Annotated in this window: 17 protein-coding genes; 3 read left to right on the top strand and 14 right to left on the bottom strand. The window is 65.3% G+C overall.

Going from position 1 to position 21,870, the window contains the following annotated elements:
• Position 1: 1 nt before the first annotated feature.
• On the bottom strand, positions 2–4,387 hold the full coding sequence (locus QCE83_RS30700) for a DEAD/DEAH box helicase (protein WP_309819998.1): 4,386 nt from the start codon (positions 4,385–4,387) through the stop codon (positions 2–4).
• A gap of 256 nt (positions 4,388–4,643) precedes the next feature.
• On the opposite strand from QCE83_RS30700, the gene QCE83_RS30695 reads away from it, so the two are divergent.
• Entirely contained in the window at positions 4,644–7,040 is a 2,397-nt protein-coding gene (locus QCE83_RS30695) for a phosphoketolase family protein (protein WP_309819996.1), read from the top strand.
• A gap of 4 nt (positions 7,041–7,044) precedes the next feature.
• A complete protein-coding gene (locus QCE83_RS30690) occupies positions 7,045–8,154 on the top strand; it encodes an acetate/propionate family kinase (RefSeq protein WP_309819994.1) in 1,110 nt (369 codons plus the stop codon).
• A gap of 378 nt (positions 8,155–8,532) precedes the next feature.
• Here QCE83_RS30690 and QCE83_RS30685 read toward each other — a convergent pair whose 3' ends face one another.
• From QCE83_RS30685 to QCE83_RS30650, 8 genes are all read right to left on the bottom strand, one after another.
• Positions 8,533–9,882, bottom strand: coding sequence for an MFS transporter (locus QCE83_RS30685; protein WP_309819992.1), 1,350 nt, complete (start codon positions 9,880–9,882; stop codon positions 8,533–8,535).
• Positions 9,883–9,914: 32 nt separating this feature from the next.
• Entirely contained in the window at positions 9,915–10,862 is a 948-nt protein-coding gene (locus QCE83_RS30680) for a hydroxymethylglutaryl-CoA lyase (RefSeq protein WP_309819989.1), read from the bottom strand.
• Positions 10,859–12,052 carry a CaiB/BaiF CoA-transferase family protein gene (locus QCE83_RS30675; protein WP_309819987.1) on the bottom strand — a complete coding sequence of 398 codons (1,194 nt, stop codon included), beginning with the start codon at positions 12,050–12,052 and terminating at the stop codon, positions 10,859–10,861. Before QCE83_RS30675 ends, QCE83_RS30680 begins: the two co-directional genes overlap by 4 nt.
• Positions 12,053–12,174: 122 nt before the next feature.
• Positions 12,175–13,104, bottom strand: coding sequence for a LysR family transcriptional regulator (locus QCE83_RS30670; protein WP_309819986.1), 930 nt, complete (start codon positions 13,102–13,104; stop codon positions 12,175–12,177).
• 16 nt (positions 13,105–13,120) lie between these two features.
• Positions 13,121–13,507 (bottom strand): PaaI family thioesterase, encoded by a 387-nt coding sequence (locus tag QCE83_RS30665; protein ID WP_309821185.1) that lies wholly within the window; start codon positions 13,505–13,507, stop codon positions 13,121–13,123.
• 316 nt (positions 13,508–13,823) lie between these two features.
• Positions 13,824–14,021, bottom strand: coding sequence for a hypothetical protein (locus QCE83_RS30660; RefSeq protein ID WP_309819984.1), 198 nt, complete (start codon positions 14,019–14,021; stop codon positions 13,824–13,826).
• Between the two features lie 281 nt (positions 14,022–14,302).
• The gene (locus QCE83_RS30655; protein ID WP_309819982.1) at positions 14,303–15,475 is read right to left on the bottom strand and encodes an FAD-binding oxidoreductase; all 1,173 of its coding nucleotides are present in this window, start codon (positions 15,473–15,475) and stop codon (positions 14,303–14,305) included.
• Positions 15,476–15,534: 59 nt separating this feature from the next.
• Positions 15,535–17,034 (bottom strand): aldehyde dehydrogenase family protein, encoded by a 1,500-nt coding sequence (locus QCE83_RS30650; RefSeq protein WP_309819981.1) that lies wholly within the window; start codon positions 17,032–17,034, stop codon positions 15,535–15,537.
• Positions 17,035–17,297: 263 nt separating this feature from the next.
• On the opposite strand from QCE83_RS30650, the gene QCE83_RS30645 reads away from it, so the two are divergent.
• Positions 17,298–17,927, top strand: coding sequence for an XRE family transcriptional regulator (locus QCE83_RS30645; protein WP_309821184.1), 630 nt, complete (start codon positions 17,298–17,300; stop codon positions 17,925–17,927).
• Here the strand turns inward: QCE83_RS30645 and QCE83_RS30640 are convergent.
• The 5 genes from QCE83_RS30640 to QCE83_RS30620 all read right to left on the bottom strand — a co-directional run bounded on the left by QCE83_RS30640 (position 17,924) and on the right by QCE83_RS30620 (position 21,864).
• The gene (locus QCE83_RS30640) at positions 17,924–19,417 is read right to left on the bottom strand and encodes a cytochrome P450 (protein WP_309819979.1); all 1,494 of its coding nucleotides are present in this window, start codon (positions 19,415–19,417) and stop codon (positions 17,924–17,926) included. The two genes, QCE83_RS30645 and QCE83_RS30640, sit on opposite strands and share 4 nt — an antisense overlap.
• A gap of 133 nt (positions 19,418–19,550) precedes the next feature.
• Entirely contained in the window at positions 19,551–19,832 is a 282-nt protein-coding gene (locus tag QCE83_RS30635; protein WP_309819977.1) for a type II toxin-antitoxin system RelE/ParE family toxin, read from the bottom strand.
• Complete coding sequence (locus QCE83_RS30630) at positions 19,832–20,029, bottom strand: stability determinant (protein WP_309819975.1); 198 nt, start codon at positions 20,027–20,029, stop codon at positions 19,832–19,834. Before QCE83_RS30630 ends, QCE83_RS30635 begins: the two co-directional genes overlap by 1 nt.
• Positions 20,030–20,116: 87 nt before the next feature.
• Positions 20,117–20,971, bottom strand: coding sequence for an IclR family transcriptional regulator (locus QCE83_RS30625; RefSeq protein ID WP_309819973.1), 855 nt, complete (start codon positions 20,969–20,971; stop codon positions 20,117–20,119).
• 68 nt (positions 20,972–21,039) lie between these two features.
• A complete protein-coding gene (locus QCE83_RS30620; RefSeq protein ID WP_309819970.1) occupies positions 21,040–21,864 on the bottom strand; it encodes a sugar phosphate isomerase/epimerase in 825 nt (274 codons plus the stop codon).
• Positions 21,865–21,870 lie beyond the last annotated feature (6 nt).

Here is a 21,870-nt window from a genome sequence, read left to right as displayed (position 1 = left end):
GTCATCCCTGACGCGCCGGCACGGCCCCGCCCGCCAGACCGCCGCCCGGCGCGCTCGCCGACAGTGCGAGCGAACGCGCCGTGCGCTTCACCAGCGCGAGACGCACCTGCTCGCGCGTCGCGGCGTCGAACTCGCCGAAATAGCGGGTCTTGCCCGCGATCACCGCGCCCGCCGGCACGCCATCGAGGTACAGCACCCGATTGCCCGCGAGCGCCGGCACCTTGTCGCCCGGCAGCAGCGTACCGACCAGATTGAGCGGATCCACCCCCGACAGGGCGACCAACGCCCCCTCCCGCGCGCGGCGGCGCATGTCGCGCAGCAAGGGCACCGCCTCCGGCAGCGCGAACTGCTCGCCCGCCAGACCGGCGACGAAGCGTCCGCCGCGAATCTCGCCGCGCGCTTCCAGCCGGTGATAGACGCGCAGCAGATCGCGCCAGGGCGGCAGCCATCCGGCTTCGCGTTCGAGCAGGCGCCAGAACACGACGCCATAGCGACGCAACAAAGTCAGCGCGACGTGTTCGAGTGCAGCGTCGTCGCGCTCGCCTTCTTCGCGGGCGCGACGCAGCAGCGCCCAGCGCCCGGCGTCGTCCATTCCGCCGATGAACAGTCCGCCGCGCCGCGGACGCCGTGCGAAGGCGTTGCGCTTCGCCGCAGGCGCGAGCAGCGCGCGCAGACCGGCAAAGCTGTCCGCGTTTATGAGCCCGAGCGACACGAGTTCACCGAGCGCATCCTCGAGTTCGGTGCGAAGGAGACGCGCGTCGGCGAGGAGTTCGTCGAAGAACATGGCGCCGTGAGTGCTCAACGCATCGAACACGCGCTGCGCGCGCGACGACATCTGCGGCGCTTCATCGGCGGACAGGAGCGCGTTCCATGCGTCGAGATGGCGCCGCGGCAACAGCACGATGGGCGTGCCGCGCACCGGGCCGCCCGTCGCGCGCGTCCGTCCCGCCGGCCGCGTCCAGACGAGCTTGCCGGCGCGGCAGAGTTCGTCGAGCCAGAGCCCCGAATAATCGCCGATGCGGGCCGGCAGGATCTCGTCTTCCCACGCGACGGCCGGCGCCTCGAATCCTTCCAGTTGCTCCAGCACGGCGCCGAGCGCGTCGCGGCCCGCACCGCGCGCATCCGCCCCGACGCGCTGCCATTCGAACAGGAAGCGCATGAAGTCCTGCCGCTCGACCGGCTCGATCTCGCGCCGCAGCCGCCGCACCGTATAGCGATGAATCCGCGCGAGCAGATGCCGCTCGCACCATTCCTCGGTCTGCGCGCCCGGTGTGAAGCGTCCGCGCATCACATAGCCCTGAGCCTCCAGCCGTGTCAGTGCCAGCGCGATAGCCGAGGCCGGCAATGCAAGCGGCCGGGCAATGTCGGGCACCGTCAGCGGCCCGCAACCGGACAGGCGCGCCCGCACGATCTCGACGAGTGCGTCATCGGGGGTCCAAGGCTCGTCGAAGCCGGCGGGCGGCTGCAACGACGGCTGCATCGGCGCGTGCTCATAGACCGCGCGCAGGCACGCCAGCCGCTCGACCGGCGTCCACAGCGCGTCGTGTTCCGCGACCTGCAGCCGCGTCGCCCGGCCGCCGCGCGCGAGCGTCTCCAGCCACGCGAGCCATTGCGGATGGCGCTGCGCTTCGCGCTCGGCGATGCAGGCAAGCGTCGTCAGCGCCTCGTGCATTTCGTCGGCGCTGGTGACATCGGGCCATGCTTCTGCACGGACGCTCTCGATGGCCTCGGGATCGAGCGCACCCAGATCGTCCACCGATTGCGGATCGGTCCAGCGGCGCGCCAGCACCGCCTGCGTGCGGCGCTCTTCGAGCGGGGCGTCGTCGAGAAATGCATAGGGCTTGGCCGACAGGATCTCGGCCGCGAGCGGCGACGGCGCCGGCAATTCGCGCGTCACCAGCCGCACCGCGCCGCTTTCGATGCGCCCGAGCAACGCGAGCCACGCGTCGCTGTCCATGGCGTCGTGCAGGCAGTCGTCGAGCGTCTGCTCGACCAGCGGATGCGCGGGCACCTCGCGTTCGCCCGCCAGGTTCTCTGCGCACGCCACCTGATCCGGGAACACCGCCGCGAGCAGGTCCTCGCTCTTCATCCGCTGCAATTGCGGCGCCACCTTGCGGCCGCCCGCATAGCGCGGCAGCGCGAGCGCATTGGTCGCGTTCCAGCGCCAGCGCACGCCGAACAGCGGCGCATCGAGGAGCGCCTGGATCAGCACGTGCTCGGCTGTGCTGGACTTCAGATAGCGCCACACTTCGTCGAGCGTGAAGCTATGGCTGCCCGTCAGCGAGAGCACGATGGCGTCCTCGGTCGCCGCAGCCTGCAATTCGAAGTTGAAGGTGCGGCAGAAGCGCTTGCGCAGCGCGAGGCCCCACGCGCGATTTACGCGGCTGCCGAACGGCGCGTGGATCACGAGCTGCGTGCCGCCGGATTCGTCGAAGAAGCGCTCCATGACGAGCGTCTCCTGCGTCGGCAACACGGTGAGCGCGGCGCGGGCACGCGCCAGGTAGTCGACGATCTGCCGCGCCGCCTCGCCGCCGATACCGCTCTCCTCCGCCAGCCACGCGATGACCGCTTCGATGCCGCCGTCCTGCGCCAGTTGCGTATCGATGCCCGCACGCATGCGCGCGATCGCATGCGACAGCTCGTCGCTGCGCCCAGGCGCTTCGCCGAGCCAGAACGGAATGTTCGGAGGCTGCCCGTTGGCGTTCTCCACGCGCACACGCCCGCCCTCCACGCGCACGATCCGGTACGACGTGTTGCCGAGCTGGAAGACATCGCCCGCGAGACTTTCAACGGCGAAGTCTTCATTCACGGTGCCGATCTGCAAGCCTTGCGGCTCCAGCAGCACCGCGAAATCGGCGTTATCGGGGATCGCGCCGCCCGAGGTCACGGCAGTCAGCTTGCCGCCGCGCCGTCCGCGCAGCGTCCGGCTTACCGAGTCGCGATGCACATAGGCCGCACGCACGCCCTGTCGTCCCGTATAGCCTTCCGCGAGCGTGCGCAGCACGGCGTCGTAGCGGCTGCGCGCCAGGTCCGCGTACGGAAACGCCTGCGTGATGCGCTCGTACAGCGCGTCCTCGCTCCATTCGCGGCACGAGACTTCGGCGGTGATCTGCTGCGCGAGCACGTCGAGGGGCGCGCGCGGGATCTTCAGCGCATCGAGTTCGCCGCGTCGCACGCAATCGAGCAAGGCCGCGCATTCGATCAGGTCGTCGCGCGAAGTCGGGAACAGCCGCCCTTTCGGCATGCCGCCCACGTGATGCCCCGAGCGCCCGACGCGCTGCAGGAACGCACCGATCGAACCCGGTGAGCCGAGCTGGCAGACGAGATCGACATCGCCGATATCGATGCCCAGTTCCAGCGACGCCGTTGCGATCAGCACACGCAACTCGCCGCGCTTGAGGCGTTGTTCGGCGACCAGCCGCTGCTCGCGCGCGAGGCTGCCGTGATGCGCCGCGACAGCGTCCTTGCCGAGACGGTCGGTGAGATGGCGCGCCGCGCGCTCGGCCATGCGGCGCGTGTTGACGAAGACGAGCGTCGTGCGTTGTTGCGCCGAGAGATCCGCGAGACGGTCGTAGACGCGCTCCCACGTATCGTTGGACATGACGGCTTCAAGCGGGATCGGCGGCAAATCGAGCGCAAGGTCGCGCGCGCGGACATGCCCGACATCGACGATCTCGCACGGCTCGTTTCCACCGACGAGAAACCGCGCCACGCGCTCGATGGGCTTCTGCGTGGCTGAGAGACCGATGCGCACCGGACGCTGATGGCCTGCTTCCTCGCACAGCGCGTCGAGCCGCGCAAGCGACAGGCTCAGGTGCGAGCCGCGCTTGCTGCCCGCCACAGCGTGAATTTCATCGACGATCACGGTGCGCGTGGTGGACAGCATCGCGCGTCCCGAATCCGACGAAAGCAGTACGTAAAGCGATTCCGGCGTGGTGACGAGGATGTGCGGCGGACGCTTCCTGACCGCATTGCGCTCCTGCTGGGTGGTGTCGCCGGTGCGCACGGCGGCGCGAATCTCCGGCGCCGCCGTGCCCGATTCACGCAAGGCCTGCGCGATGCCCGCGAGCGGCTCTTCCAGATTCACGCGAATGTCATTGGACAGCGCCTTCAGCGGCGACACATAGACGACCCGCGTCTCGTCCGGCAACACGCCACCGGCGGCGATGCCGTCGCGGACGAGTTCATCGAGTGCGGCCAGGAACGCGGTGAGCGTCTTGCCCGAGCCCGTGGGCGCGGCAACGAGTGTCGAGCGGCGCGCCTGCACCAGCGGCCAGGCGCGCGCCTGGGCGGGCGTCGGCGAGGCGAAGCGTGCGCGGAACCAGCCGGCGACGGCCGGATGAAAGCCTTGCAGGGCGTCGCTCGCGGGAGGGGATTGTCGGGGCATCCGGCTATTCTAGGGGCGCTTTCGAAACGGCGCGGGAGCCCTGAATATGCGTGCGCGCAGGCGGAAGACAAGCCCCGCGGTGGATTGTCGCCTCCGCTGCCCGATCGCGCCGACCGCTCTATGATGTCTTCCGATACCTGATCGTCAAACCAGCGCCACGAACGCGCCTGAGCATGGAGACACGCGCGGGACCCGATCTTGCGCCAAACCGAACGCACGACGTTCGACCCCTCATCCCACCTGCAAGGAGAAGCCATTGAACGACGACGTCACCCCGACCGCCCTCGAGACGCCTCTTGCCCCTGATCTCCTCGCACGCATCGATGCGTACTGGCGGGCGTGCAACTATCTTTCGGTCGGCATGATCTATCTGCGCGCCAATCCGCTGCTGCGCGAACGCCTGCAACCGGAGCACATCAAGCGGCGTCTGCTCGGGCACTGGGGCTCCGATCCGGGACAATCGTTCGTGTGGGTGCATCTGAATCGCCTGATCAAACGCGACGACCTCAACATCCTGTTCGTGTCGGGCCCAGGCCATGGCGCGCCCGCGACGCTGTCCAATTCCTACCTCGAAGGCCATTACTCGGAAATCTATCCCGATCGCAGCACCGACGAACGCGGCATGCTGAAATTGTTTCGCGCGTTTTCTTCGCCGGGCGGCATTGGCTCCCATTGCACGCCGGAGACGCCTGGATCGATTCACGAAGGCGGCGAGCTGGGCTACAGCCTGTCGCATTCGTTCGGCGCGGCGTTCGACAATCCGGATCTGATCGTCGCCACCGTGGTCGGTGACGGCGAGGCGGAGACCGGCCCGCTCGCCACGTCCTGGCATTCGAACAAGTTCCTCAATCCGGCCACGGACGGCGCCGTGCTGCCGATCCTGCATCTCAACGGCTACAAGATTGCCAATCCGACCATCCTCGCGCGCATTCCGCACGACGAACTCGCCGCGCTGTTCAAGGGCTATGGTTACGAGCCGCATTTCGTCGAAGGACACGAGCCTGAGCAGATGCATCAGCGCATGGCGGCGACGCTGGAACGCTGCATCGCCGATATCCGCGCCATCCAGGCGAACGCGCGCGCGAATCCCGGCAATGTGACGCGGCCGCGCTGGCCGATGATCGTCCTGCGCACGCCAAAAGGCTGGACCGGGCCGAAGGAGGTCAACGGGCACAAGGTCGAGGACTTCTGGCGCTCGCATCAGGTGCCGATCGCCGATCCGGCAAGCAATCACCGTAACCTTGCATTGCTGGAAGAATGGCTGCGCAGTTACAAGCCGGAAGAACTCTTCGATGAAGATGGCCGGCTGATCGAATCACTGCGCGCGCTGGCGCCCGAAGGCATGCGGCGCATCAGCGCGAATCCGCACGCGAACGGCGGCTTGCAGCGCCAGTCGCTGGATCTGCCCGACATTCGCGAGTACGCGTTCCAATTCAAGCGGGCAGCAAACACGTATCAATCGCCGACGATGGTGCTCGCCACCTTCCTGCGCGACGTGATTCGCCGCAACATGACGAGCTTCCGTCTGTTCGGTCCGGATGAAACGGCGAGCAACAAGCTCGACGGCGTGTATGAAGTCTCGGGCAAGCGCTGGCTCGCCGAAACGCTGCCGGAGGATGCCGATGGCGGCGCGCTGTCCATCGACGGACGCGTGATGGAGATGCTCTCGGAACACACGCTGGAAGGCTGGTTCGAAGGCTATGTGCTGACCGGGAGACACGGCCTGTTCGCGACGTATGAAGCGTTCGTGCACGTGATCGATTCGATGTTCAACCAGCACGCGAAGTGGCTGGAGAAGGCCAAGAACGAGCTCGACTGGCGCAAGCCCATACCGTCGATCAACCTGCTCATCACGTCGCTCGTATGGCGACAGGATCACAACGGCTTCACGCATCAGGACCCGGGCTTTCTCGATGTCGTCACCAACAAGAGCCCGGGCGTGGTCCGCATCTATCTGCCGCCTGACGCCAATTGTCTTTTGAGCGTCGCGGATCATTGCCTGCGTACGCATGATTATGTGAACGTGATCGTCGCGGACAAGCAGCCGCATCTGCAATACTTGAACATGCAGGATGCGATCGTGCACTGCGCGAAGGGCATCGGCATCTGGGACTGGGCCTCGACCGATCAGGGTGCGGAGCCCGATGTGGTGGTTGCGTGCGCGGGCGATATCGCGACCATGGAAGCGCTCGCCGCGGTGGAGATCCTGAAAGCCAACTGCCCCGATCTGAAGATTCGTTTCGTCAACGTGGTCGATCTGTTCAGGCTCATGCCGGATACCGATCATCCGCATGGTCTCTCCGATCGTGATTTCGACTCCCTCTTCACGCGCGACAAGCCGGTCATCTTCAACTTCCATTCCTATCCGACGCTGGTGCACAAGCTCACCTACAACCGCACCAATCACGAGAACATGCATGTGCATGGCTATCGCGAGCGCGGCAACATCAACACGCCGTTCGAGCTGGCGATCATCAACGGCGTGGACCGCTTCACGCTTGCCATCGATGTGATCGACCGCGTGCCGCGCATCGCCGAAAGCAGCGCGCATACGAAGGAGTGGCTGAGGAACGAGATCATCGAGAGCGTGCGGTATGCGCATGAGGAAGGCATCGATCGCGACGAGATCCGCGACTGGACCTGGAAGGGCTGATGCCATGAACGAAGGCATTCTGGTGCTCAACAGCGGCTCGTCGTCGCTCAAGTTCGGCGTGTTCACCCCACGCGACGGCGACGAGCACGCATGGCTCTCGGGCAGCGCGAAAGGCATCGGGCGGGACAACGGTTCATGGTCGATCAAGTCGTCGGACGGCCAAATCGATGTCGCGCAGGATCATGTGATGGAGTCGCAGCACGATGCGCTGAAACGCGTTGCCGACGCACTCGCCGAGCATCTGGATGCGCCGCTCGTGGGCGTCGGACATCGTGTCGTGCATGGCGGACCGCGGCTGCGCGATCATTGCCGCATCACCGATGACGTGAAGCACACGCTGCAAGACGCGGTGCCGTTCGCGCCGCTGCACCTGCCGCCGGCGCTGGCGCTGATCGACGAGGCGCAGCGCATCTTCGCCGATGTGCCTCACTTCGCCTGCTTCGATACCGCGTTTCACCGCACGCTGCCCGAGCGGGCGACGCGCTTTGCGCTGCCGCGCGAGTATGCGGAGCGGGGTGTCGTGCGGTATGGGTTTCATGGGCTGTCTTACGAGTCCATCGTCGGCGAGCTGGGCGCGGACCTGCCGGCGCGCACGGTCATCGCCCATCTCGGCAGCGGCGCGAGTCTGTGTGCGCTGAAGGACGGGCGCTCCGTCGATACGTCGATGGGCATGACGCCGGCCGGCGGGATTCCGATGGCCACGCGCAGCGGCGATCTTGATCCCGGCGTGCTGATTCATCTGCTGCGCCATGCCTCCCTCGATGCCGACGGCATCGAAACGCTGGTGAACCGGCGCGGCGGAATGAAGGCGTTGTCGGAATCGGACGACGACATGCAAGGGTTGCTGGCACGCCGCGCGCAGGGTGATGCGGATGCGTCGCTGGCCGTCGATGTGTTTTGCACGGCAGTGCGCAAGACCATCGGCGCGTATGCGGCGTTGCTGGGCGGCGTCGATCTGATTGTGTTCAGCGGGGGGATCGGGGAGCACAGCGACGCGGTGCGTTCGCAGGTGCTTGAAGGGCTCGGGTTTCTGGGGGCGGCGCATCGCGTGGTCGCGACTCAGGAGGAACGGCAGATCGCGCGGCATTGCAGGAGGTTGGTGGGGGAAGAATGAGGTGGCGCTTGTGTTGCGTCTTGCAGGTTTGGATCCGCCTATCGCGTTCGGTTCGCCGTGTTCTGTGGCATTTTGCATGCGGCATGTGTAATGCCATTTGGCCTAATGCATGCAAAACGCAAAATGTATGAACCTTCAACCGGTTTGCCGAGCAACGCGCAATGTGCCCTTCATTCTCGGTATTCCGGCAAGACGGATCACCTATTCGCCGCGCGCCGCTCTTGGCTCATCTCGCGACATTCTGCATGCGGCATGCGAAATGCCATCTGGTCGAACGCATTCAAAACGCCAAATGCACTATCAAAAGCCCAAAGCGGCAGGCATATCACCCGCCGCATCGAATCTCCGCTGCCCGCCTCACGCAGCAACGGCTAGACCTTACCCCCGAACACCTCCACCCTCTTCCGCATGATCCCGCTGCCGCAGCGACTGCGGCAATCCGAACAGCAACAACAGCGCGCACAGCACACTCATCGCACCGATCGCATATAGCGCGGGCGTCGTGCTGCCCATCGTGTCGCGAATGCGGCCGACCATCACCGGGCTCACGATACCGCCAACTTGCCCCAGCGTATTGATCAACGCGATACCGCCGGCCGCGCCTGCGCCGGTCAGAAGCTTCGGCGGCAGCGCCCAGAACGCCGGGATCGACGCGATCACGCCTGCGCCCATCACGCCCAGCGCGGCGATCAGCAAACCCGTCTGCTTGTCAAAGATGCCCGCAGCGAAGAACCCCACGGCCGCCATGACCAGCAGGATCGCGACGAACTTGCGGCGTTCGCCCGAGCGATCCGACATGCGGCCGACCACCACCATGCAGATCGCGCCGCAGATGTACGGCACTGCCGTGAGCAAACCGATGATCGTCGGGTTCTGCGTGCCCGCCGCGCGAATCAGGTGCGGCGCCCAGAAGTTGAGCCCGTATGAAGCGATCTGAATCAGGAAGTAGATCAGGCCGAGCATCAGAAAACCGGGCGTCCTGATCGCGCCGAACAGCGAATGACCCGTATCCGTGTGCTGGCTCTGTGTCGAGATCTGGCTCTTCAGACAGGTCTTCTCGGCGCTGCTGAGCCATGCTGCATCATCGACACGATCCTTCAGCACCTTCAGCACGAGAATGCCCAGCAGGACGCACGGCATGCCGCCAAGCAAAAACAGCCAGTGCCAGCCCGCAATGCCAGCCACCCCGTTCAAATGCCCAAGCACGAGTCCCGAGAGCGGCGCGCCGAACAAGCCCGAAAATGCCGACGCGAGAAACAGCATCGAAGTAATGCGGCCGCGATAGCTCGCCGGGAACCATAGCGTCAGGTAGTACAGCACGCCGGGCGCGAAGCCCGCTTCCATCGCGCCGATGATGAAGCGCAGTCCGTAGAACTGCCATTCCGTCTGCACGAAGACCATGAGCGCCGTCGCGATACCCCACGAAATCATGATGCGCGCGATCCAGCGGCGCGCGCCCACCTTGTAGAGCAGCATGTTGCTGGGCACTTCGAACAGCACGTAGCCAATCACGAAAAGGCTGGCGCCGAGACCATAAGCGGTATCGGACAGGCCCAGCGAACTCTGCATCTGGAACTTCGCGAAGCTGATATTGATGCGATCGAAGAACGCGAAGAAATAGCACAGCATGATGAGCGGCATCAGCCGCCATGCCACCTTGCGAATGATGTCCGATGTATTGGCGAGGGAATGCGGCTCGTCGGCCGCGTTGACGCTCAGGTCGCTCATGATTGTCTCCAGTCTTGTTGTGATGGGGTGTTTCAGATGGCCCGCACGTATTCGGGTACCGGATGCAGATCGCAGTTGCGTCCCGCCTTCGCGACCTGCCCCGGCACCTCGTGACCGACCAGCCCAGGCAGCGTGCGCGACAAGCGAATCAGTTGCGCAAGATCGATCCCCGCGGGAATGCCCGTCTCATCGCACAGGTTCACGAGGTCTTCTGTGCAGATGTTTCCGGACGCACCAGGCGCGAACGGACAGCCGCCAAGACCGCCCAGCGCCGCATCGAAACGGCGGGCGCCAGCGTGGTAAGCAGCAAGCACATTGGCGAGCCCGAGTCCGCGCGTATTGTGGAAATGCAGCGTGAGGTCGGCGGCGGGCACGTCGGCAAGCACGCGTTCGACGAGCCTCGCAACCTGACGCGGATTCGCCATGCCGGTGGTGTCGGCGAGCGTGATGCCGGCGATGCCCATCTCACGATAGGTCCGCGCAATCGACACCACGCGGTCTTCATCCACCCGGCCTTCGAACGGACAGCCGAACGCCGTCGCAACCGTCGCGTTCAGCGAGACCGGCGCCGACGCGCCCTGCACGAGCCGCACGATATCGCCGAAGCCCGCGAGCGAGTCTTCGCAGCTCATGCGCATGTTGGCGCGGTTGTGCGTCTGGCTCGCCGACATCACGAGATTGAGTTCGTTCGCCCGGGCCGCGAGCGCGCGCTCCGCGCCCTTCACGTTGGGCACCAGCGCGACGTAGATCACCCCCTCCTTGCGGGCGATGCCGTTGAACACCGCTTCGCCGTCGCGCAACGCCGGAATCGCCTTCGGCGACACGAACGAGCCCGCCTCGATCCGCGTGAAGCCGCACGCGGCAAGCGCATCGATCAGCGCGATCTTGTCCGCCGTGTCGACCCATTGTTTCTCGATCTGCAAGCCGTCGCGCGGCGCCACTTCCTGGACGATCAGTGGTTCCTTGTATGCAAAATTCATTGAACCGCTCCTTCCGCGCGCAGATGTTCGACCTCGCCGGCATCGAAGCCGAGCGACTCCAGCACCGCTTGCGTGTGTTCACCCAGCGCCGGACCTTGCCAGCGTATTTCGCCCGGGGTTTCGGAGAGCTTCGGCACGATTCCGGGCATCTTCACCGACGCCCCGCCCGGCAGGTTCGCGTTCAGCAGCATGTCGCGGGCTTGGTAGTGCGCATCGTTGACGATGTCCGCGACCGAATAGATGCGGCCTGCGGGCACTTCTTCCCGCTCGAGCGTGGCGAGCACGTCGTCCATCGAGTGATGCGTGGTCCACGCCGTGATGGCTTCGTCGAGCATCGCGCTGTGACGAACGCGGCCGTCGTTGCGGGCGAGCGCGGGGTCGTCGGCGAGATCAGGCCGGCCGATCACATGCATCAGGCGCTTGTAGATCGGATCGCTATTGCCCGCGATCACGACGAAGCCGCCCTCTTCCGTCCGATACGTATTCGACGGCGCGATGCCCGGCAGTGCGCCGCCGCTGCGTTCGCGCACATGGCCGAGCAGGTCGTATTCCGGCACCAGGCTTTCCATCAGGTTGAAGACGCTTTCGACGAGCGATACATCGACCACCTGTCCGTCGCCCTGTCCGGTCTTGACGCGCAACACCGACATCAGGGCGCCGATCACGCCATGCAGCGAAGCCAGCGAATCGCCGAGGCTCACGCCGACACGCGCCGGCAGTCCTTCCGCATCGCCGGTCGTGTAGCGGATGCCGCCCATCGCCTCGCCAATCGCCCCGAACCCCGGGCGGTCCCGATATGGACCCGTCTGGCCATAGCCGGAGATGCGCACCATCGTCAGCTTCGGATTGATTGCGTGCAGCACGTCCCAGCCGAGGCCGAGCTTTTCGAGCGCGCCGGGGCGCATGTTTTCGATGACGATGTCCGCGTCCTTCGCGAGACGCTTGATGACTTCCGCGCCGTCCGGCGACTTGAGGTTCACGCAGACCGACTTCTTGTTGCGCGATTGCAGATACCACCAGAGCGACGTGCCCTCGTGAAGCTTGCGCCATTTGCGCAGCGGGTCGCCGCCATTGGGCGTCTCGATCTTGATGACTTCCGCACCGAATTCGGCCAGCATGCGCGCCGCGAAGGGCGCGGCGATCAACGTGCCGATTTCGATGACCCGGATGCCTTGAAGAGGTCCGCTCATGCTGCTCGTCTCCTGATTTTCATTTGATAGAGACAAGCTTATTGGCGAACGCTCAGGGGCGTCCAACCGCATTTCGGCAAGGATCGTTCGCGAAACGCGAACGCTCGGGGGCTTCTTGAAAGCTAGACGGGCGAGCCGGAAGACGCTTCGACCGTACGCAAGTGATCGAACAGAAGACGGCTGACGGGCGACAGCGCGTCTGCATCGCGCACGACGATCACGAGACTGCGCGCGGCCCATTCCTCATCGAGCGCGACGGCGGCAAGGCCGAGTTGCCGCCCGATCGCCTCGAACACGTGCAAGGGCAGCACGCCCACGCCCATGCCGGCCTGCACCATGCGGCACACAGCGTCGAAGCCCGGCACGTGGATGCGCAGCCGCAACGCGCGGCCCGCCTGGCGCGCGGCCAGATGCGTGCGCATGTTGATCGAACTCGCTGAATGGAGGCCGATGTGATCGAAGTCGAGGGTATCGGCGAAGCTCACGCGTTCGCTTTTCGTCAACGGATGCGTCAGCGGCGTCACGATGACGAGCCGGTCGTGCCGGTAATGCACGGTGTCGAGGCCGCGGGTATCGGCGTCGCCGGAACAGATACCGAGATCGACGAGACTGTCCGCCACGCCCTCGATGATGCCGCCGCTCGGCCGCTCTTCCAGATCGATCTTGATCTGGTCGTGCATCGAGAGAAACGCGCGCAGGTCTTCCGGCAGGAACTCCACGATCGCCGAGAGATTGGCCATCATGCGCACGTAGCCGCGCACGCCGCTCGCATGTTCCGCCAGTTCGATGCCGATGTTCTCGACATCGCGCAACACGCGGCGCGCGTGATGCAGCAGCGTCTCGCCGGCGGGCGTGAGCGCCATGCCGCGCGCCTTGCGCTCGAACAGCACGGCGCCGACGGCTTGTTCCAGTTCGAGCAGCCGCTTGCTGGCCGCCGACACCGCAATCGCCTCGCGTTCGGCCGCGCGCGTGAGGGTGCCTTCCTCATGGACCGCGAGGAAGAGTTGCAAGGTCGTGAGATCGAGGCGTCGGAGGAGATTCTTGAGGGCCATCGCCGGATGGGTGCGCCTAGCGGGCGTATTTGAAGGTGCCTTGCGCGCTCGCGATCATCACGCGACCGTCGACCCACGCCTCGCCGCGGGCGAAATACACCGAGCGTCCCTGACGTTCCAGAAAACCCTTGGCCACCACCTTGTCGCCGACGCCCCGGTCCAGATAGTTCACCGTCAGCGAAAGCGTGAAGCCATGCACGGGTTCGGCGCCGGTCGTGAAGAGGCCGGCATATCCGCATGCGGCATCGAGCAGCGTAGCGATCGCGCCGCCCTGCAGAATGCGTTGCCGGTTCAGATGTCCGGCGTGTATCGGCATCAGGAACTCGGCGTAACCCGCGCGCCATTCGCTGAACGTCGCGCCCAGCGCTTCGAGAAACGGATTGTCCAAGTCCAAGTGCGCCACCATTGCTCCTTCTCGCTTGGTTGCGTGCGATTGTGCCATCGGTAGCCTCGCACTGCCGCACAGCACAAAAAAACCCGCCAGGAGCGGGTTGGATGCAGTCGCCGATTGTTCAACGTGTAAAACACTGCCCATTAGCAAGATCTACATGCTCAAAAGCCAGCAATTCGGAAGCGGAGACTTATCTGTCTCCGCCCATCATTTGCCGATTTCACATGACTGATGCAATCAGATCATCAATCGAAATGACAAAATTTGTTACACTTAAAATGCCTCGTGACAAAGCGTGCCACGCGCGCAACACATTGCGATGTGGCGATCAGTTATATCCGCGAATGACACAGGACTTTTGTTCCTCTTCCGATTTCTCACTGGCGAAACGTCCGCAGATTTCTGCGACATAATCCGGTTCCGCCGCTACCTGGCTGGAGCGATGCGACACGGACACGCTCGTATCCGGGGGCAGTTCGCCGTCTTCGATCCAGGCGTAGTAGTGCGCGTTTGTATTGGCATCCATCTTTAGTCTCCTTTCGTTCGATGCACTCGACAAGATTGATGGTTCCAGAATGCGCCTCCTTGAAGCGGCTGGCCCTAGTGGATTTCATTAATGGACGCCGCCGAAAAACGAAGCAAGACTCAAGAGAATGTCTGCATGTAGCGCATGCGGAATCGTTTCAATCCGCGTACCGTTTTAACTAGCGAAAAAAATGCCCGGTCGAAGCCGGGCATTCTTGAATCAAATCAATGCGAAGCCGTGCTTTAACGCACTCCCCATTCCGCACTGCACTCTTCTATTAGTTACACCACATTCTTTTCCACGATCGGCCTGCCTTCCAGCACGCGCGTCCAGTCGAGCGGCGAGAGATCCAGCGTTTCATAGCGCCCGTGCAGGATCATTTCGCTGACGCCGCGGCCCGTCGCCGGACCTTGCTGCAATCCATGGCCGCTGAAGCCGTTGGCGAAAAAGCAGTTTTCGACCTCCGGATGCGCGCCGATGATCGCGTTCTGGTCGAGCACGTTGTACTCGTAGTAACCGGACCAGCAACGCTCGACCCGCAGCGCCTCGAAGCCCGGCACGCGATGGGCGAGCGTCGGCCAGATCACGTCGTCGAACAGCGCGTGATCGACTTCGTCGAGCGGCAGGTCGTCGGGATCGTGCTCAGCGGAAGGTGAGGTCCCGCAAATATAGGTCTGCCCTTCAGGCCGGAAGTAGACCCCGCTCGGATCGATCAGCAACGGCGCGCCTTCGAGCTTCGCCGGCGACGACACATTGAAGATGCTGCGGCGGCGCGCATGCACCGGCAGGTCGATGCCCAGCAGCTTCGCCACCGGCCGCGCCCATGCGCCCGCGGCGTTCACCAGCACGTCGCAGGCATAGGTTTCGCCGTTCGCCGCTTGCACCGCCGTCGCGCGCCGGCCGTCGCGCCGGATGCCCGTCACCTCGCTCGCCACGTAACGCGCGCCAAGCGCCTGAGCCTTGCGCCGCAGGGCCTGCACGAGGCCGTAGCCATCGAACCAGCCTTCGCCGCTTTCGCCGTAGGCGCCCGCCGCCAGATCGTCGGTATGCAGCCAGGGAAAGCGCGCGGCGAGCTGCGCGGCATCGAGCAGACTGATGTCCGCGCCGAGCTCGCGTTGCAGCGCGTGGTTCTCGCGCAGCGTCGCGGCCCCGGGAGCGGTCGCCAGAAACAAATAGCCGCCTTCATACAGATCGATCGACGGGCGTTCGCCATTCACCTCCAGCCGCTCGCCGATCGAGCGCAGGAACTCGATGCCGTAGAGCGACATGCGCACCGAGAGCGGCGTCGAGAACTGCTGACGGATCGACGCCGCCGACAGCGCCGACGACGAGCGCGCGTAAGTCGGATCGCGCTCGATCACCGTGACCTGCACGGTCGGATCCGCAGCCCGCAGAAAATACGCGACCGAACTGCCGATCACGCCGCCACCCACGATCACCACTTGAGAAGCCACGCCGCCTCCGTGCGAATGCCGCTGACGATGTCGATGCCGATGCCGATGCCGCCGCGCGCTCAGCCCAGGTTGAAGTCGATGCCCTGCGCCAGCGGCAATTCCGACGAGTAGTTGATCGTGTTGGTCGCGCGGCGCATGTAGCCCTTCCAGGCATCGGAGCCGGATTCGCGTCCGCCGCCGGTTTCCTTTTCGCCGCCGAATGCGCCGCCGATTTCCGCGCCGCTCGGCCCGATGTTCACGTTGGCGATGCCGCAATCGCTGCCCGAGGCCGACAGGAAGCGTTCGGCTTCGCGCAGGTCGGTCGTGAACGTGCACGACGACAGGCCGTGCACGGCCGCGTTGTTGGCGGCGATGGCGTCGTCGAAATCGCTGTAGCGCATCACATAGAGGATCGGCGCGAAGGTTTCCTTCAGCACGACGTCGGTCTGCGACGGCATTTCGACCAGCGCCGGACGCACGTAGTAACCGTTCTCGTGCCCCTTCACGGCGACGCGCTCGCCGCCATGCACGGTGCCGCCCTCGCCCTTGGCCTGTTCGAGCGCGTCCTGCATGCGCGCGAACGCCTGCACGTCGATCAGCGGTCCCATCAGCACGCCCGTCTCCAGCGGATTGCCGACCGGCACCTTGCCGTACAGCTCTTTCAGACGCGTGACGGTTTCGTCATAGATGCTGTCGTGCACGAACAGCCGGCGCAGCGACGTGCAGCGCTGTCCCGCCGTGCCGACTGCCGAGAACAGGATGCCGCGCAACGCCAGAACGCGATTCGCCGTGTGCGAGACGATGCCCGCGTTGTTGCCGCCGAGTTCGAGGATCGAACGGCCGAAACGCTGCGCAACCGCGACGCCGACCTTGCGGCCCATTTCCGTGCTGCCGGTTGCGCTGACGATATCGGAACGCTTGTCCGCGACGAGCGCCGTGCCAACCTCGCGTCCGCCGATGAGCAGCGCCGCCAGTCCTTCCGGCGCCGAGCCGAATTCGTCGAGGGCGTCGCGCAGGATGCGATCGACGGCGAGCGCCGTGAGCGGCGTCTTTTCCGACGGCTTCCACACGACGGCGTTGCCGCACACGAGCGCGAGCGCCGCGTTCCACGACCACACGGCCACCGGGAAATTGAAGGCGGAGATGATCGAACAAACGCCCATCGGATGCCAGGTTTCGGCCATCCGGTGACCCGGACGCTCCGAGGCGATCGTCAGGCCGTAGAGCTGACGCGACAGGCCGACCGCGAAGTCGCAGATGTCGATCATCTCCTGCACCTCGCCCAGCCCTTCCTGAAGAATCTTGCCCGCTTCGAGCGACACCAGCTTGCCAAGCGCTTCCTTCTTCTCGCGCAAGCGGTTGCCGAGCAGTCGCACCAGTTCGCCGCGGCGCGGCGCGGGCACGTTGCGCCAGGTGGCGAAGGCGTCGCGGGCGGCGGCCAGCGCGGTGTCGACGTCGGCGGCGGTGTGCTGCTTCACGCGGCCGATGACTTCACCCGTGATCGGCGAAGTGACGGCGAGGTCGCCGTCGGCAACGAGATGCGCGATGCCGAGGTCGGCGAGGATCGATTGTGCGTTCACGATGAGAGTCCTTTCGAAAGTAAGTCCGGCTCGCACCTGCCGCGCGACATGACGGACGGGCGCTGTTTCTTATCAGAAACTTGAGTGAATTTCGGAAACTATACGCGCTGCGGCTCCGTGCCACAACCGCGCTCAATATAAGGGTTGTCACGTAGGCTTGCCGGACCTTCCCGGCATTTGCTCGCGGCCCCGTCAGGTGTAATCGCGATGTTATGATCGGAAACAAAACGATGTCCTTTGTGACCCACGACACCCATCTTCCCATGGCCAGCCTCAGCACGAAAAACCCGCCGGACACTTCCCCGGCCGATCTCGGACGGCGGGTCAGGCAGGCGCGGCTCGCGCTGGACCTGACGCTCGACACCGCGAGCCGCGTGTGCGGCGTGTCGCGTTCGGCGCTGTCGAAGATCGAGAACGGGCTGATGTCGCCGACCTTCGACGTGTTGCAGAAAATCGTCCGCGGCCTGCGCATCGACCTCGGCGAACTGTTCGGCACTGCGCCGGCGCCCAGCGCAAGCGGGCGCCGGGCGCTCACCCGCCGCGACGCCGGGCAGCGTCACGCGTATCGCGGCTATCAGATGGAACTGCTCGCCACCGAACTCGCGCACAAGGCGATGCTGCCGTTCCGCATCCGGATCTCGGCGCATACCCTCGACGCCTTCGACGACTGGGGCCGCCACGAAGGCGAAGAATTCCTGTACGTGATCAGCGGCAGCGTGTGCCTGTATTCCGAGCTGTATGCGCCCACGCAGCTGAACGCCGGCGACAGCATGTACTTCGATTCGCGCACCGGCCACGCGGCCATCTCGACGAGCGAGGAAGACGCCGAAGTGCTGTGGATGGCGACGGGCGGCAGCGTGCCTTCCGCCGATCCGTCCGCGAACACCGCCTAGCCGCCCGCGCGCAACGCGAGCCGCATCGGCATGGCGCTCGGCCCCACGGTGAACGCGCAGGTCTCGTGGATCCGCGACGGATCGATGGCCAGGCGCGCGGTGAAGTTTGCCGTCAGCATCGAGATCACGAGCCGCATCTCGACCGCCGCCAGATGGCGTCCCGGACACACCCGCGGCCCCGCGCCGAATTGCAGATAGGCATGCGGCTCATGCGCGCCGCGCTGTGCCGGACAGCCGGCCGGCGCGCCCTGCTGCGCCCGGTGCTCATGCAGCCAGCGGTCCGGATCGTAGCGTTCGGGCGCGGCGAAGTTGCGCGGATCGAGCATGGCGGGACGATGCAGCAGGAAGATCTTGGTGCCGGCCGGCAGACGCACGCCGCGCAGCCGCACGTCCTCGACCGGTTCGAGCGAAAGATATGGCGCGACCGGATGCAGACGGCTCGCTTCCGTACAGAGCGCCTCGCACAGGTCGAGCGTGCGCATCGCGGCGTAGCTCGGGCACACGGCGGCATCACCGAGGACCGAGCGGGCGTGCGCCGCGACGCGTTCCTGCAAGGCTTCGTCCGCGCCCAGGAACAGCAACGCCCACGCGATGCTCGTCGCGGTCGTCTCCTCGCCGGCCACGAGCATGGTGAGCACGTTGGCGGCGACTTCGTCGTCGGTGATGCCGGAGCCGGGCACGTCGCGCAGCGCGAGCATCGCTTCGAGCAGATTGCGCGGTTCGACGTCGAGATCCATGAACGGCGTCTCGCAGGCTTCCGCCCGCGCTTCCTCGCGCATGCGGGCACGCGTGCGCGCCATCAGCGAGCGGATATGGCGATGCACGTCGATCATCGCGGCGTCGAACTGGCGGTCGCGCGGGAGCTTCACGTAATGCCACCACGCGAACGGCGAATTGACGCGGGCCATCAGCGTCGGCAGCAGCATGGCCAGTTGTTGCTGGATCAACTCGCGCTCGTTCTCCAGCGTGTTCGGGTCGTCGCCGAGGGCGAGCGCGCTCGTGACATCGACGGTGAAACGCTTCAGGTCGTCGAGCATGTCGACCACCACGCCCGCGCGCGCGGCGGCTTCCCAGCGGCGCCGCAAACGCTCGGTGATCGCGGCGAGCGTCGGATAGAACGCCTTGATGTGCGGAATGGACAGCGCCTGCATGACGAGGCGGCGTTGCGGTTCCCATGCATCGCCTTCGATCGAAAACAGCCCGTTGCAGCCGAACTCCTTCAGGATTCTCTCGATGGGCGCATAGCGGCGGTAGCGATACGGACGTTCACGCAGCACCGCATGAGACAGCTCGATGTCGTCCCAGACCGTGACGCGCGTGGTGCCGAAGCGGAACACGTAGGGCGTGCCCAGTTCCGTGGCCCAGCGTTCGAGCGTCAGGTGATGCGTGGCGGGCGGCAGCTGATGCAGATTGCCCAGCAGTGGAAGGCCGCGCGGCGACGGCAGATCATCGACTTCACGCAAGGACGGCGTAACGGGCGCTGCATGCATGATCGGCCTCGCGAAGGCTTGATCCGGGCAGGAGGGTGCGGGAGCAATCTCAGAACACCATCATGCGAGGCGCCAGCTCATGTGGCGCTTCGCCTGGGTCTGAAAACGCTCACAAGCCGACCCGCGATTCGCTTCACTCACGCGGATAGCGTTGTCGCGCGTGGATCACGTTGACGACTTCGATCAACCCGTCCATGACACGATAAACAACAAGATAATTCGGATGCGCAACGATCTCGCGCGTACCCGGCTCGCGGCCGGTTCGAAACAGATAAGGAGTTACTGAAGCAGGAATCACAGCGCTTTCGATGACCTCGAATATCGTCTTCGCTGCCCCGGGGTTGTATTCAGCAATGTAGTCCGTGATTTGATCGAGGTCATCCAATGCTTGAAGCGTCCAGCGAATTGGCAGCATCAGGATCCAGACCTTTCCTTCTCTCTGATTTTCGCGTCCAGCTTCGCACGAATGCGCGCCATGGCTTCGTCATGCGGAATACGCGGCCGAGTATCCGCCATGGACCGTCTCACCTTCTCCCGAAACCACTTGTCATAGGCTTCGGCTTCTTCGACGGTAGCGAACTCGGACACGATGGGATCGAGCGGAGTAGTCATTTGCGGTTCTCGTTTCATGATGAATTCATGATATCGCAGGGCTGCGCGGGGCGTCACCTTGGCCATTCGGCCAGCGCGCCCCGCCGCTTACCCGGCCTTCGACTTAGGGCTGCCCTTGCCGCCCGACGGCAAAACCACATCCCCGTCCACCTTGCCCGCCGACCGCTTGAAATAAGGCGAACTCAGAGTCGCCGCGCCCATGTCCGATGCTGCCTCAAGCAACGCGGGCGCGAGCGCCTCCAGGCGGGCATCGGGCAGTCGGCTGGTCGGCCCGGCCAGACTCACGACGCCCACCACCACGCCCGTCACCGGATGGTGGATCGGCGCAGCCATCGACGTCATGCCGGCCTCGTAGGTCTCGCTCGCGATGCCATAGCCGCGTTCGCGCGCCGCCTGCAAGCCGGCGAGGAATTCCTGAATGCCCTTCGGCGCCCTGGGCCCGCCCGAGCCCGGCTTGCCGAGCCCGCCCTGGCGCGCGACGAGTTCCAGCGCGGCTTCGTCGGTCAGCGACGACAGCCACGCCTGTCCGCTCGCCGTGCAATGCAGCGGCGGCTGGCTGCCCATGTCGGGGTCGTAGCGCAGGCCGGATTTCGCGCCCTGCGCCTTGCCGACGAACGTAATGTGGTCGTCCTCCACGACGCCCAGCCGCGCCAGTTCGCCCGACTGCGCCGCGAGCCGGTCCAGTACCGGCTGGGAAACGTCGAGGACGCCGCCGGTCGACAGATAGATGAGCGCCAGCGACACGAGCTTCAACGCCAGCATGTACTCGCCGTGATCCTCGTCCTGACGGACGTAGCCTTCGTCGATCAGCATCGCGAGCAGCCGGTGCGTGCCGCTGCGGGGAATGTTGAGCGTGTCGGCGATGGTGGCGAGCGGCATGCGCCCGCCGTTTTTCGCCAGCAACTCGATGATCGACAACGCCCGCTCCAGGTTTCCTGCCATCTTCAGCCTCTCGAAGTTCCGGTTCGAAATGAGAACACGATTCCACCTCGGAATTCAACCGCCGGATGTCATTCTTTGGCGTACGCCTCCTCGAGCACGGACAGCGTCGCCTCACGCAGACGGGTGGCGCGTGTGAACGCATCGGCGCTGCGGGCCCACTGGTTCATCGGCGTTTCGATCGACAGCGGCAGATCCTCCGGCAGCGCCCGCAGGATGCCCGTCAGATCGAGGCCGCCCTCGCCCGGAATCATGCGTTCGGCGCGCGCCTGACACAGCAGCGTGTCGAGGTCCGTCGGACGCTCGGCGGGCGCATCGCAGAATTGCAGATAGCCGAACCATTCGCGCGGCAGGTCGGCGAGCACGGCGGTCGACGAACCGGCACGGTCGAAATGAATCGGATCGACGATCAGGCCCGTATTCGCGCGCCCCGCCGCCCGTACGATCCGCGCGCCCTGCACGATGTCTTTCGCATCCGTCCACGGCATCGGTTCAAGCGAGGGCGACAGGCCATACGGCTGCGCAAGATCGCACAGCGCCGCGAGACGCGCGGCGGTGCGCGCCTCGTCGGGATCGTTGCCCGCGACGAGCACGTAGCGCGCGCCGAGCTCGGCCGCGGTCGCGAGCATCGGCTCGTACGCGGCGACGTCCGTCTCCGGTTTCAAACGCAGGATCTCGGCATCGAGCACGCCGATGCCCGTATCGCGCAACGCCGCCAGCGTCTCGCGCTTGAGCTGCGTCGCACCGACGATTTTGTGGCGCACCTCCGTGTCCGTCGCCGGCAAGAGCCGCAGGCCGACAAAATCGTAACCGGCGCGCGCCGCGCACTCGACCATCTGCGGCGGCGTCAGCTCCAGCACCGTCAGGGCCGACAGGGACAACTTGCGTCGTGACATAACGGC

This window comes from Caballeronia sp. LZ034LL (assembly GCF_031451215.1).
Lineage (GTDB): Bacteria > Pseudomonadota > Gammaproteobacteria > Burkholderiales > Burkholderiaceae > Caballeronia.
The sequence above is the reverse complement of the archived record's forward strand: the minus strand, read 5'-3'. Positions and strand labels throughout refer to the sequence as shown.